This is a genomic window from Stenotrophomonas sp. 05L413 (genome assembly GCF_056397945.1).
Map to the genome: position 1 here is coordinate 226,101 of NZ_JBFTOL010000002.1, position 14,095 is coordinate 240,195.

Annotated in this window: 10 protein-coding genes; 1 reads left to right on the forward strand and 9 read right to left on the reverse strand. The window is 68.4% G+C overall.

Going from position 1 to position 14,095, the window contains the following annotated elements; all coding sequences use genetic code 11:
- Nucleotides 1–10 precede the first annotated feature (10 nt).
- The 9 genes from AC1DIQ_RS05715 to AC1DIQ_RS05755 all read right to left on the reverse strand — a co-directional run bounded on the left by AC1DIQ_RS05715 (nt 11) and on the right by AC1DIQ_RS05755 (nt 11,238).
- Nucleotides 11–526, reverse strand: coding sequence for a CS1 type fimbrial major subunit (locus AC1DIQ_RS05715; protein ID WP_259259932.1), 516 nt, complete (start codon nt 524–526; stop codon nt 11–13).
- Nucleotides 527–702: 176 nt separating this feature from the next.
- Nucleotides 703–1,419, reverse strand: a complete 717-nt coding sequence (locus AC1DIQ_RS05720; RefSeq protein WP_478049610.1) for a response regulator — start codon at nt 1,417–1,419, stop codon at nt 703–705.
- 217 nt (nt 1,420–1,636) lie between these two features.
- Entirely contained in the window at nt 1,637–2,407 is a 771-nt protein-coding gene (locus AC1DIQ_RS05725; RefSeq protein WP_478049611.1) for a 2,3-dihydro-2,3-dihydroxybenzoate dehydrogenase, read from the reverse strand.
- Nucleotides 2,404–6,315, reverse strand: a complete 3,912-nt coding sequence (locus tag AC1DIQ_RS05730; protein ID WP_478049612.1) for an amino acid adenylation domain-containing protein — start codon at nt 6,313–6,315, stop codon at nt 2,404–2,406. Before AC1DIQ_RS05730 ends, AC1DIQ_RS05725 begins: the two co-directional genes overlap by 4 nt.
- Complete coding sequence (locus AC1DIQ_RS05735; protein ID WP_282261143.1) at nt 6,312–6,563, reverse strand: phosphopantetheine-binding protein; 252 nt, start codon at nt 6,561–6,563, stop codon at nt 6,312–6,314. The genes AC1DIQ_RS05730 and AC1DIQ_RS05735 overlap by 4 nt, the downstream gene beginning before the upstream one ends.
- The gene (locus AC1DIQ_RS05740; RefSeq protein WP_461769895.1) at nt 6,560–7,195 is read right to left on the reverse strand and encodes an isochorismatase family protein; all 636 of its coding nucleotides are present in this window, start codon (nt 7,193–7,195) and stop codon (nt 6,560–6,562) included. The genes AC1DIQ_RS05735 and AC1DIQ_RS05740 overlap by 4 nt, the downstream gene beginning before the upstream one ends.
- The gene (locus AC1DIQ_RS05745; protein WP_478049613.1) at nt 7,195–8,847 is read right to left on the reverse strand and encodes a (2,3-dihydroxybenzoyl)adenylate synthase; all 1,653 of its coding nucleotides are present in this window, start codon (nt 8,845–8,847) and stop codon (nt 7,195–7,197) included. The genes AC1DIQ_RS05740 and AC1DIQ_RS05745 overlap by 1 nt, the downstream gene beginning before the upstream one ends.
- Before the next feature lie 16 nt (nt 8,848–8,863).
- Nucleotides 8,864–10,042 carry an isochorismate synthase gene (locus AC1DIQ_RS05750; RefSeq protein WP_478049614.1) on the reverse strand — a complete coding sequence of 393 codons (1,179 nt, stop codon included), beginning with the start codon at nt 10,040–10,042 and terminating at the stop codon, nt 8,864–8,866.
- On the reverse strand, nt 10,039–11,238 hold the full coding sequence (locus tag AC1DIQ_RS05755; RefSeq protein ID WP_478049615.1) for an MFS transporter: 1,200 nt from the start codon (nt 11,236–11,238) through the stop codon (nt 10,039–10,041). Before AC1DIQ_RS05755 ends, AC1DIQ_RS05750 begins: the two co-directional genes overlap by 4 nt.
- 471 nt (nt 11,239–11,709) lie before the next feature.
- Between AC1DIQ_RS05755 and AC1DIQ_RS05760 the strand changes: the two genes are divergently transcribed.
- The gene (locus AC1DIQ_RS05760) at nt 11,710–14,091 is read left to right on the forward strand and encodes a ribonucleoside-diphosphate reductase subunit alpha (RefSeq protein WP_121036936.1); all 2,382 of its coding nucleotides are present in this window, start codon (nt 11,710–11,712) and stop codon (nt 14,089–14,091) included.
- Nucleotides 14,092–14,095: the final 4 nt, after the last annotated feature.

Here is a 14,095-nt window from a genome sequence, read left to right on the forward strand (position 1 = left end):
CAGGCGTTTGTTACGACTTCTGCACCATGACGAGGCTGACGATGCCTTCATAGCGGCCGGCAACGGCGATCGGGCCTGCGGTGGTCTGCGAGATCGTCAGCGGCAGCACGATCGAGGCGCCCGGATAGTTGGAACCCGGGAACAGCGAGGCGGCAGTGAAATCCACGCCGGCGGCGGTCAGCGCGACCGAGTTCAGATGGACCGACAGCGGCACGGCCGTTGCGGTCGGGCCTGCCATCGTCGGGATGAGGCTGGGTGCCGAACCGAGGCGCACGGTGATGTCCTTGGTGATGTCGTTGGAGAACACGCGCACCTGGTCGGTCCACGGCACCAGGCCGGCAGTGGTGCCGCTACCCGCACGGTAACCCAGCTCGACCACATCGCTCAGCGGGGTGCCATCGGCCTTGAGCAGCGCAAGCGTCGGGTCGATATCGGCCCAGACGGTGATGTCGGCCTGTACCGCATGGGCGGACATCGACGCGGTTGCCAGGGCAGCGGCAGCGAACAGCTTGGTGATCAGGTTCATCGGGTTCTTTCCTTGGTGTTGTAGTTGGGGAGGCTGGCCGGGAAACGTGGGGAGCGCTGCGCGCCCTTCCCGACCAGCACCTCACAGTAGGCAGCCGCGTTGCGCGGCACCATGCAACAACTTGATAAAATTCCGTTACTTTCGAGAAGGGCGGACCTGTTCGCACTCTGCGCGGCTCAACTTCCGCTGGGCGACAGGCCGATGGACTTGGCATAGAGCATGAGCTCGTAGTCGGATTTCAGATTGAGCCGCTTCATCGCCGCGCCTTTCTGCCGGCTGATGGTGCTGACCGTCCGCCGATGGATGTCGGCGATCTGCTTGATGCTCAGGCCGTGTGCCATCAGCCGCACCACCTCGCTTTCCTTGGCGCTCAGCGCACGCGTGCCGGTGGCGGACGCCTTGAGCCGCTGGGCCAGATCGCCGGAGTAGAAGCGGCCGCCCGCCAGGACCGTGCTGACGGCCTCGGTGAGTACCGCCAATGCGCAGGTTTTCTCAAGGATGCCTTCAACCCCCAGCCGCGCCACCGCGCGCAGCACGACAAGATTGCTGAAGGAGGTCACCACGAGCAGGCGCACCCGTGGATGATTGCGGCGGATATCGGCCAGCATCCGAACGCCGTCCGGCCGTTGCCCGAAGGGCATGGAGAGATCGGTGATGACCAGTTCGCAGGGGTGCAGGAGCAGGAGATCCTCCAGCTGCGCGGCGTCGGCCGCCTCACCGACGATCGCCCACTCCGGTACGTGAGCAAGAACCGAGCGGAGACCGGTGCGGACGACGGGATGGTCGTCCGCCAGCAGGATGCGTTTCATGGCAAAGACCTCGTCGTTGGAATCGGTGCGCGCGCATTGATTGCTCACGCCGCGTCCTGCGGCGGTAACTGCGGTGTGGGTCAAGCGGGCGACCTTGTCGCGGGGCGCTCAACGACGCAGCAGGCAGCGCGTTCCCCGAGGACCGGGGACACCTTGAGGATAGGAGAAGTCGCTGCCCGGCCTCTATGACTCGAGTTGCATAATTCGCGTTCTGCAGTGGCTATCACTATTGCCAGCCACGATCAGCGCTACGGTCTGCGCCTGAACGCCCTGCCTCGGGAAGGAGGACGGCGGCTGCCGGTCACCCGCGCAGCGTCGCGCCGCCGTCCACGTAGAGATCGCTCATGGCGATATGCCCGGCCTGGTCGGAGAGCAGGAACATCACCGATTGGGCAATGTCGTCCGGGGTGGCCAGCTTGCGCAGTGGAATGCCGGCCTTGTAAGTCTCCAGCGAGCCGGCGATGACCCGCTCCGCGCCGTGGTCGTCGGCCCACATGCCGGTCTGCATGGGGGTGAGCGTGGAGCCCGGGGCGACGATGTTGCAGCGGATGCCCAGCGGTGCCAGTTCCAGCCCCAGGCAGCGGGTGAACATCGTGGCGGCGGCCTTGGAGGCGGCGTAGGCGGCCATGCCGTGGCGCGGGACGCCCGCGGCGTTGGAGCTGACGGTGACGATGGCACCGCCGCGGCGTGGGCTCATTACCCGGGCCAGTGCCCGGCAGACGTGGAAGACGCCATCGGTGTTGACCGCGAAGACCTGCCGCCACTGCGCGTCATCGATGCCGGTGACGGTGCCGACCTGCAGTACGCCAGCCACGTTGACGCCGAAGCCGATCGGGCCGATCTCGGCCTCGATCCACTCGACCAGCGCCTCCACCGCACTGGAATCGGTGACATCCAGTGCGCGGGCGTGGAGGGGCGGCTGCCCTGCCCGCTGCTCGAGCACGGGCGCGGTGATATCGGTGGCGACCACGATGCTGCCGCTGTCACGCAACAAGGTCGCCAGGGCCGCGCCGATGCCGCCGCTGGCGCCGGTGACCAGGGCGATGGTGCCGTCGAATCCGGTGAGTTTCATGCCGATGTCCTGAGTGCGTCGTGCCGCTGAAGGTGCGCATCGAGCCACGGCGCGATCTGCGCCACGGCATCGCGCCCGGTGAGTTCGGCGTGCAGATAAGGGAGTTCGATCGCCTCCACGTGCGCTGCGTGGGCCTGCCACAGGGCCGACTGCAACTGCGGGCGGTTGAGGTGGTCGCGGCCGGCCCGGACGTGCAGCAGCGGACCCTCGTAGTGCGTGTGGTGATGGGCGCGGATCAGGCGGTTGGTGCCGGTGACGGCCCGGACCACGCCATCGAGAACGATATCCGGCAGGTTGCCCAGCGCGCTGTCGCCGCGGCGCAGGAAGGCCAGGATGCGCGCGCGGGTGTCCAGCTCGGGGTGTGCATCCGGATCGTGGCCGGCGATGGCGAGCAAGGCGCGCAGCGCGGCTATCGGGTCCGGCTCGGGCTCGGCCCGCCAGCACTCGCTGGGGTACGCATCGAGCAGCGCCAGCACGCCCACCTCATGGCCGAGGCCGCGCAGGTGTACCGCCATCGCCTGGGCGAGGATGCCGCCGACCGACCAGCCCAGCAGATGCACCGGGCCGGGCCGACCCAACGCGAGAATGCGCGCTGCATAGTCCGCGGCCAGGGCCTCGATGCTGGTGGGCAGCGGCTGGTCGGGATCGAGCACGGGCGACTGCATGCCCTGCACCTCGCGCGTGGGCGACAGCGCCCGGGCCAGGTCACGATAGTTCCAGGCGATGCCGCCTGCGGGATGGATGACATACAGCGGCGCAAGTGCGGCATCGCTCCTGGCCAGCCGGATCATCGGCGCGAGGCCATGATCGGCAGCGGCCGGCGGCGCATCGATCCGTGCCGCGAGCCCGGCCACGGTCGGGGCGGCGAACACCGCGCCCAGGCCGAGGTCGCAGCGCCACTGCTGCTGGATGGCCAGCAACAGGTGCACGGCACTGAGCGAGTCACCGCCCAATGCGAAGAAATCGGCGTCGGCGCTGACCGGTGCACTGAGTGAGAGCGTCTGCGCGAACAGCGCGGCCAGCGCCTGCTCGGTGGTGGTCACCGGCGCCACGCCCGTGGAGACCGCCTGGGTGGGCGCCGGCAACGCGGCGCGATCCAGCTTGCCGTTGGCGGTGACCGGCCAGTGTTCCACTGCGACGAAGGCGCTGGGCACCATGTAGTCCGGCAGGCGCGCGCCCAGATGGGTACGCAGCGTTTCCTGCTCCGGGCCACCGGCATTGAGGTAGGCCACCAGCCGCGCCTCGCCCGGGCGGTCCTCACGCAGCAGCACTTCGGCGCGGGTGACGCCGGGTGCAGAGCGCAGTGCGGCATCGATCTCGCCGAGTTCGATGCGCAGGCCGCGCAGCTTGATCTGGTAGTCATTGCGGCCGAGGTACTCCACGGCCCCATCCTCGCGCCAGCGCGCTATATCGCCGGTGCGGTACAGGCGCCCCCCGGGCACGAACGGATCGGCCAGGAAGCGCTCGGCGGTGAGGTCGTCGCGGCCCAGATAGCCACGTGCCAGCTGCACGCCGCCGAGATACAGATCACCGGCCACGCCGGGAGGCAGCGGCTGCATCCGGGTATCGAGCACATACAGGCGGGTATTCCAGACCGGATGACCGATCGGCACCGGCGCGGCGGTGTCATTCCGGCTGGCCGGCCAGAAGCTGACATCCACGGCCGCCTCGGTGGGGCCATAGAGATTGTGCAGTTCGGCGTGGACGGTGGCATGGAAGCGGTCACGCAGTGCGGCATCGAGTGCTTCGCCACTGGTGAACACGCGTCGCAGTTGCAGCCCACGTGCGGCAGGGGCCGCCAGGAACGCGGCCAGCATGGCCGGCACGAAATGCAGGGTGGTGATGGCGTGCTCGCGAATCAATGCGGCCAGCGCCAGGGGATCGCGATGCGCCTCAGGCGGTGCCACCACCAGCGTCGCGCCGCTGATCAGCGGCAGGAAGAACTCCCAGACCGAGACATCGAAGGTGGCCGGGGTCTTCTGCAGGATGCGGTCGTCCGGTTGGAAGGCATAGTGCTCGCGCATCCACTCCAGGCGGTTGACGATGGCGCGGTGCTCGATCAACACGCCCTTGGGCTCGCCGGTGGAGCCGGAGGTATAGATGACGTAGGCCGCGTCTGCCGGCTGCGGCGCGGCGGCCAGGGCGGCGTCGCTGTGGGCGTCCCACTGCCCCGGCACCAGCACCGACGCGTCCGGGAAGCGCTCGCGATCCTGCGCCAGCGCCAGCACGCAGACCGGCTGCGCCGAGCGCAGGATCCGGGCGAGGCGCTCATCCGGGTGGGCCAGATCCATCGGCAGATACGCACCGCCTGCGCGCAGCACCGCGACCAGGGCGATGATCAGCTCCAATGAGCGCGGCAGCGCGACCACCACCCTCGCCTCGCGGCCGACGCCTTGCGCCTGCAGCTGCAGCGCCAAGGCACGGCTGCGCTGCTCCAGCGCGGCGTAGGTGAGCTGCTGCGTGCCGAAGACCACGGCGACAGCCTCGGGCGTACGGTGCATGCGCGCGGTGATCAGTGCGGCGAGGCTGACCTCGGGCACGGGGTGCGCGGTGGCGTTGATGTCATATAGATAGCGCTGCGCTTCTTCTGGCGTGCACAGCGGCACCGAAGCGATGTCGCCCCCAGCGGCCTGCACCTGCAGCGCGGCCGACACGAAATGCAGCAGCCGTGCGGCGTGCGCCTGCACCTGCGCGGCGGTATACAGCGCAGGATTGGCCTCGATCTCCAGATCGAGCACGGCGCTGCCGTCGCCACGGAAGCCAAGCGTCACATCATCGACAGGACCAGTGGAGAGCACCTCCAGCGTGGCATGGACGCCGGCCAGCTGCAGCGGCCGATAGAACGGCTGCACGTTGACCAGCGGGCCATGCAGGCGGCGCTGGCCACCAATCAAGCCCAGGTCACGCCGCAGCTGCTCGCCGCGGTAACGCCCGTGGCGGCGGCCGCGCATCAGGCGCAGGGCGACCTCACGCACGAAGGCATCCACGCTGCCCTCGCCGGCCGTGACCCGCAGCGGCAATACGTTCATCACCATCGCCGGCACACGGGCGGAGACGCTGCCGAGCCGGCCCATGAACGGCACGCCGATGATGGCCTCCGCTTCGCCGCTGATCCGGCGGCAGTATTCGGCGCCGAGCGCGGTCAACAGGTCCGGCCAGGGCTGGCCGATCGCGGCGGCGGCACGGTGCAGGCGCTCGCGCAGGGCCGGCGCCATCGGCTGTACGTGACGCAGTGCATCCGGTGCGGCGGCAGCAAGCCCGGCCTGCAGACCGGTGGCGGCCGGCGCACCGGCCATGAGCTCGCGCCAGTAAGTGGCATCGCGCGTGCGGCGCTCGCTGGCACGGTACGCGGTGTCTTCCTCCAACGCGGGGGCCAGTGGCGCCAATGCGGCGTGTGATGCGTTGCCCGCATACAGCGCGCAGACCCGCTCGGTGAGCAGGCCCATGCCATAGCCATCGGTGGCGAGGTGGTGCACGCGCAGATACCAGACGCTGCGTGCCGGGCCCAGCAGGAACAGACGCTGCTGGCTGAGCCGGTCGCGGGCCGGATCGACTGGATTGAGGCGGTCGCGCTCCATGGCCTCGCGCGCCGCCGCGGCCGGGTCCGGCTGATCGGACAGATCCATCACCTGCAGCGCCGGCGTGTGCTGTGGATCGACCCACTGCACGGGCAAGCCCTCTGCGCTCTCGACCATGCGCAGCGCCAGTGCCTCGGCTTCCTGCGCGGCCTGATCGGCGGCGCGCACGAAGGCCGCGACGTCCAGCGCCCCTTCGATCCATACCGCATGGGCGGTGTTGAAGGCCGGGTTGTCCGGCGCCAGGCGCTGCGCGTACCACAGGCCAGCCTGCGCCTCGCTCAGCCCGCGAACGATAGGCTCGGCCGCACCGGGTACCGCACGGGCCTTCATGCGCTGGCCGCCGCCTGTGCCTGCAGGCGCTGCACCACCGTCCACCAGCCGCCGAGCGTGGCGTGCTCGGCCAGGTGGCTGAACTCCAGCGCGATGCCGGTGTTGCCCCAGGCCAACACCAGCCCCAGTACACGCATCGAATCCAGGCCGAGGTCCATCAGGTTCTCCTCGGTGCTGATGTCCTCGGGCGCTTCGCCGAGCATCTCGGCGATATCGGCGCGCATGCGCGCCAGGGTGAGTGCGGTCATGCGAGGGTCTCCAGCAGGTGATCGGTGGTCATCGGCACGCCACAGGTACGGGCGATCCAGTGCAGGGCGAGGTCATGATCGGCGCGCGAGAAATCGGCCACGGCATCGGCGGCGATGAAGCTCTCGATGTCGCGCTGGAAGCCCTCGGCGACGGTGGCGGTGCAGCCGATGTGCGCGTACACGCCGGTGACCAGCAGCTGATCGCGGCCTCGCGCACGCATCATCGTCTCCAGATTGCTGCGCTGGAACGCGCTGTAGCGGTGCTTGACCAGCACGTGATCGCCCGGCGCCGGGGCCACGGCCTCGACGATGGCTTCGTGCTCTTCGGTGGCGGACATGCCCGGGCCCCACAGATCGGCCTGCAGGCCCCGGTCGCGGCGATCCTGGTTGCCCCGCTGGGCGGTGTAGAACACCGGGATGCCACGGGCGCGGCAATGCGCGAGCAGGCGGGCGATGTTGGCCACGGCCGGTGCCAGCGGCGCCGCGTCCGGCGCGAACGCGGCCAGGAAGTAACGCTGCATGTCATGCACCAGCAGCGCCAGGCGCTCGCTCTGCGGCTGCCACGCGCCGCGCGGGGTGGGCAGTTCGGCCTGGGTCGGCAGGGGGTACGGTTGGATCTTGGGCAGCGCCATCAGCGCGTTTCTCCTGTCTGTTGCATGAAACGTTCGCGCAGCTGGGCACGCAGYTCGCGGCGGCTGATCTTGCCGACCGCGGTGGTGCCGAAGGCATCGACGAACACGATCTGGTCCGGCACTTTGAACGCCGCCAGGCCACGGCCGCGCACCCACGCCTTGAGGCTGGCGGCCTTGGTCGGCTCGCCCTGGGCAATGATGAAGGCGCAGCTGCGTTCACCAAGGTAAGCATCGGGAATGGAGACCACCGCGGCATCGAACACGCTCGGGTGCGCCAGCAGATGGTCTTCGATCTCTTCGGCGGAGATCTTCTCGCCGGCACGGTTGATATGATCGGTGGCCCTGCCCTGCACCACCAGATAGCCGCCCGGCAGGCGCTGCACCCTGTCGCCGGTGCGGTAGAAGCCGTCCTCGGTGAAGGCGCGTGCGTTGGCGGCGGGATCGTTGTGATAGCTGCGGATGGTGTACGGGCCGCGGGTAAGCAGATGGCCGGTCTCACCGTCGGCAACCGGGTTGCCGTGGTCGTCGACCACCAGCACCTCGTCGTGTTCGCTGATCGGGCGGCCCTGGGTGGAAACGGTGATCTCCTCGCTGTCGTGCAGGCGGGTGTAGTTGACCAAGCCCTCGGCCATGCCGAACACCTGCTGCAGGGTGCAGCCCAGCCCGGCGATCACCCGGCGCGCGGCCTCCGGCACCAGCTTGGCGCCGCCGACCTGCACCACCTGCAGGCTGGAGAGATCGTGCGTGGTCGTGGCGGCCGCCTGCGCCCACAGCAGCGCCAGCGGCGGCACCAGGCCGACACAGGTCACCCGCTCGCGCGCGATCAGGCCGAACGCGGTCTCCGGGCCCGCGCCCGGGCTCAGCACCACACGGCCACCAGCGTACAGCGTGCCGAAGAACCCCGGCGAGCTCATCGGGAAGTTGTGCGCAGCCGGCAGCGCCACGAGATAGACGCTTCCCTGGGTGATGCCGCAGATCGCGTTGCTGGCGCGGAAGGAATACAGGTAGTCGTCGTGCGTGCGCGGGATCAGCTTGGACAGGCCGGTGCTGCCCCCGGAGATCTGCAGGAAGGCGACCGATTGCGGGTCAGGATCGGCGGGCAGCTGATCAAGATCGCCTGCCAGCGACTCCAGCGCGGTGAACCCGGCCGCGTTACCGGCGATGATGACGTGCTGCACCTCGGGCACCTGCACCTGCAGTTCGCGCGCAAGGGTGCGGTAATCGAACCCCTCGTAGCTGGAGGCAGCGATATAGGCATTGGCCTCGGCCTTGCGGGCGAAATGCACGACCTCGGTGATGCGGTGCGCGGGCAATGCATACACGGGAATCAAACCAGCGCGGAACAACCCGCAGACCACGGTCACAAATTCCGGCACGTTGCCAAGCTGCACCACCACCCGGTCACCCGGGATCAAGCCCTGCGCGAGCAGGCCGGCGCCGATGCGGCCGGCCTCCTGCCACAGCTGGGCATAGGTGAGGCGCGTATCGCCGCCGACCACTGCGATATCACCGGCGAAGCGCTCGGCGCGTTCGCGCAGGAAGCCCGGAAAGGTCTCGCCGCGCCAATGGCCGGCCGCACGATAGCGCGCGACCAGGGCCGGCGGCCAGACCTGGCGCAGCGGCACCCGGGCGGAAGAGAAGGATGCGTTCATGGACAGCTCCCGCACATCAGAAAGGACGAACGTCATGGACGCCGAGCGCGGTCAGCAGGGCCATGAACTTGGCAGCCGTTTCGGCCACCTCGAGATCGGGTTGGGACTCGGCGACGATGCCGGCCCCGGCATACAGGCGCACTTCGGTGCCCTGCACGCGTGCGCAGCGGATCGCCACATACCAGTCGCCATCGCCCTGCGCATCGGTCCAGCCGACGGCGCCGGCATAGAAGCCCCGTGCGACCGGTTCAGCCTGACGGATCAGTTCAAGTGCCGGCTGGCGCGGCGTGCCGCACACCGCCGGGGTGGGATGCAGCAGTGCGACCAACGCGGCCGAGGACACCGAAGGATCCTTCAGCGTGCCGTGGATGCGGGTACCGAGATGCCACATGGTGGCGGTGGCGTGCAGTGACGGCCGCGGCTGTGCCTCGACGTGATGGCACAGCGGTGCCAACGCGGCCACGATGGCCTCGACCACGTGGCGATGCTCGTCATGGTCCTTGGCCGAGGCCAGCAGCGTCTCCGCGGCGCGTGCATCCTCGGCCGGATCGGCCGAACGACGGGCCGAGCCGGCCAGTGGATGCGAGAGCACACGGTCACCGCGTCGGGAGATCAGCAGCTCCGGGGTGGCGCCGACCAGCCAGGCCGCGTCGTTCGTGCCTGCTGCGGGCACCGGGACGACGTAGGTCGCCACGCTGGGGTCTTTGCCCAGGCGTGCGGCCAGCACGCGCGGATGCAGCGGCTGCGCGGTGGTGACCCGCAGGCTGCGCGCGAGCACGACTTTCTCCAATGGGCAGTCGGTGCGCTGCAGTTCCGTGACGGCGGCCGCCACCGCCTGCGCATACGCATCGGCAGACGGTTCGGCGAGCACATCGCCAACGAGGGTCGGCGTTTCCACGCGGACCACCGTGGGCTGGCCAGACACCTGATCCGGCTGGTAGAGCGCATCGCCCTGCTCGGGATCGAACGGTACCGCCCCCACCAGCAGGCGCGGGCCGGAGCGCGGCGCGGCGAAGAACGCAGCGACGCGCCCGGCCAAGGTGGCGGTGGCACCGGACGGCAGCCGCGCACGCACACCGTGCGCTTCCATCGCCTGCTGCGGGCTGCGCAGCAGGAAGTACGGGGCGTCGGCCGCATCAGCGGTGGCGGTGTCGGTCATCTCATCGGCCACGCCGCTGGCGAGCATCTCGTTCATGCCGCACCCCGCGCACGATGCAGGGCGGCAGAGCCCGCCAGGATCAGCAGCACCACGCCCACCAGCAGGTACGGCGCGCTCGGCGACCACCGATACAACAGTGTGCCGATCATCGGCCCGACCACCATGCCCATGCCCTGCACCGATGCCACCGTACCTGCGGCAGCGCCCTGCTCGTGCGACTCCACCGAATCGGCCGCCAGCGCCTGGAAATTGGGGAACACGAACCCCATGCCGAACGCGGCGATCGCATAACTGGCCAGCAGCTGCCACGGCACACTGACCAGCGCGACCGACGCAAAGCCCAGCCCGGAGATCAGCGCCCCGACCAGGATCCAGCGCGTCGGGCGGATGTCCTTGAGCTTCATCACCAGACCCTGCGCGAAGATCAGGCCGACACCGACGGCGGTCAGGGCCAGCCCGGCCATGCGTGCGCCGTCTGCCGGTGAGAGCTGCAGCCGATCAATCGCGAAGAAGCCGACCGTCACCTGCGCGATGGTCACCGAGATCATTGCGGCGAACACCGCCAGCAACGGCAGGCGCAGGCGGGCATCGCCCAGGCCCAGTGTCGGTTTGGGGCCGGTGTGCGTCGGCGCGACGGGCGGCGTGTCCGGCAGCCGCCACCAGATCATCAGCAGCGACAACAGCGGCAACAACGCGGCCACATACAGGGTAAGCGAGAGATTCTGGTAGGCGATCCAACCGGCGGCGGCCGGGCCCAGCACCATGCCCAGCGCATTGGCGGTGCCAAGCTTGGCCATCACGCTGCCGCGCTGCCCCGGGGCGGCCTGGTCGGCGATGATGGCCGCAGCGGTCGGCGGCACGGCGGCGTAGAACAGCCCCACCAGGGCACGCGTGCCGACCAGGACCAGCACGGAGAGCCAGACCGCCGGCGGTGAGGTCAGCGCCACATCCACGAACACCGCCAGCGCCACGTAGATCGCCGCGTAGGCCGCCAGTGCGATCAGCAGCACGCGCTTGCGCCCGATGCGATCACTGAGTGCACCCCAGCGGCGCGCCGACAGCATCCACAACACCCCCGCCGCAGTGACCGAGAGGCCGGCGTGCCACTCGGCCAGGCCCAACACCCGCACCACCGGGCCGATCACGGACACGAACGCCATCATTGCCATGGTGCCGAGCAGCGCGGCGGAAACGAGGGCGGGCAAACCGGAAACGACAGGACGTGAAGACATTGAACACCACAGCCAATAAGAAGTTGAACCACGCGGTGCGCCGCGGCGCGCGCGGTTCTGCCATCCGGTTGCGAACGCATCACCGCCCTGTGATCCATCAAATGATAACGGCTCGCATTTGCGTTTGATAGTGCAATCTGTATGGGGTGTTCATGTGCGCAGCCCCCCACCCCTGCGACAAAAAGACACTACATATACGGTTGACGAGCTCACACCACCCCACTATGTTGTGTCCATCGGCTCCCCGCTTCCGCCAGGCCCGGTGCACCGTTGCAACGCCGCGTTGCTGTTGAACGCCCCGTTGCGCCCACCTGACCGGCGCCTGGAAGCATGGCCCGTCGCCACCGATGTGAGCCTGCGGCGACGTATTCCTGCACACGCAGGGCCTGCCCACCAATCACGCCCTCTGTCCGGCTGCCGCACGGCTCTGCCGCGCCGCCTGCTGGGCTCTGCGCCATGCATGGAGAACGCATGAACACCGACGACACCGTCGCTTCGACCCTCACCCCGCCCACGGACACCCCCGTTGATGCGGCCACCTGCAGTGAGACGCTGTGGATCACCAAGGAGGGCGGCAACCGACGCATGCCGTTCGACCAGGCGCGGCTGGAGCGCACCGTGCACAGCGTGCATGGCGAGTTCCCGCAGCTGGACGTGGCCGATTACCTGCGCAGCGTGCTGGGGCAGATCGCACGCCGCCAGCAGCTCAGCGCCGATGAAATGGTGGACCTGCTGATCCGCGAGGCGGAATCGCGCATCGACCTGACCGCGCCGGACTGGGAGCACTTCGCCGCCCGCCTCTATCTGCGCCGCCTGTACAAGCGCGCCAGCAAGAACCGTTTCTACGATGCCACGCTGAAGTACGGCTCGTATGTGGGCCTGCAGGAAAGCCTGGCGGACCGCAACGTGTATTCGATCGACATCCTCAAGGCCTATTCCAAGGACGAACTGGAGGAAGCCGGGCAGATGATCGAGCCCGAGCGCGACACCTTGTTCGCCTACAACGGCCTGTACCTGCTGGCCACCCGCTACCTCGCCACCGATCACTCGCGCGCCGTCTACGAGCTCCCGCAGGAGCGCTGGCTGACCATCGCGCTGTACCTGATGCAGCACGAACACGAGCACGGCGAGCGCTCACGGCGGCGGCGCATGCTGCTGGTGCGTGAGGCCTACTGGGCGCTGTCCAACCTGTACATGACGGTGGCGACGCCGACGCTTGCCAATGCCGGCAAAGTGGGCGGCCAGCTGTCGTCGTGCTTCATCGACACGGTGGACGACAGCCTGCAGGGCATCTACGACTCCAACACCGACGTGGCGCGGGTCTCCAAGCACGGCGGCGGCGTGGGCGCCTATCTGGGCTATGTCCGCTCGGCGGGTTCCTCGATCCGCGGCGTGGCCAATTCCTCCGGCGGTGTGGTGCCGTGGATCAAGCAGCTCAACAACACCGCGGTGAGCGTAGATCAACTCGGCCAGCGCAAAGGCGCGATCGCGGTGTATCTGGATGTCTGGCACCGCGACATCGAGGCGTTTCTCGATCTGCGCCTGAACAACGGCGACCAGCGCCTGCGCGCGCACGATGTGTTCACCTCGGTGTGCCTGCCGGACCTGTTCATGGAAGCGGTGGAGCGGCGCGGCGACTGGTACCTGTTCGACCCGTATGAGGTGAAGCGGATCAAGGGCTGGTACCTGCAGGACTTCCACGATGAGCAGCGCGGCCAGGGCAGCTTCCGCGCGAAGTACGAGGAGGTCGTCGCCGACGAGCGCATCAGCCGGCGCACCCTCAAGGCCATCGAGCTGTTCAAGCGGATCATGGTCAGCCAGCTGGAGACCGGCAACCCCTTCATGTTCTACCGGGACGAAGTGAACCGGATGAACCCGAACAAGCATGCCGGCAGCATCTACTCCAGCAACCTGTGCACGGAGATCCTGCAGAACATGAGCCCCACCCGCATGATCCAGGAGATGATCAGCGGCGACCAGATCGTGACGACCAAACAGGCCGGCGATTTCGTGGTGTGCAACCTGTCTTCGATCAACCTGGGCCGCGCGGTGACGGCCGCCCCGGACCTGCTGAGCAGCGATGTACTTGAGCGGCTGGTGCCAATCCAGGTGCGGATGCTGGACAACGTGATCGACCTCAATCAGCTGCCGGTGCCACAGGCCACCATCACCAACCGCAAGTACCGCGCGATCGGGCTGGGCACCTTCGGCTGGCATCACCTGCTGGCCCTGCAGCAGATCGAATGGAACTCCGCCCAGGCCGAGGACTACGCCGACAGCCTGTACGAGCGCATCAACTACCTGACCATCCAGGCCAGCATGACCCTGGCCAAGGAAAAGGGGCGCTACAGCGCGTTCGTCGGCAGCGACTGGCAGAACGGTGAGTACTTCCGCGCCCGTGGCTATGACAGCCCGGCCTGGCGGGAACTGGCGGCGCAGGTGGGCGTCAACGGGCTGCGCAACGGCTGGCTGATGGCGGTGGCACCGAACATGAGCACCGCCCAGATCGCCGGCTCCACGGCCTCGATCGATCCGGTGTACGGCGCGTTCTACTACGAAGAAAAGAAGGATTTCCGCCGCCCGGTCGCCGCACCGGGGCTGTCGCTGGAGACCTACCCGTACTACGAGAAAGGCGCCTACCGGGTGGACCAGTTCGCCAGCATCCGCCAGAACGCCCGCCGCCAGCGCCACGTGGACCAGTCGATCAGCTTCAACCTGTATGTGCCGAGCACCATCCGCGCCAGCACCCTGCTCGCGCTGCACATGAGTGCCTGGCGCGAAGGGCTGAAGACGACCTACTACGTGCGCTCCAACGACATAGACATTTCTGAGTGCGAATGGTGCAGCAGCTGACGTA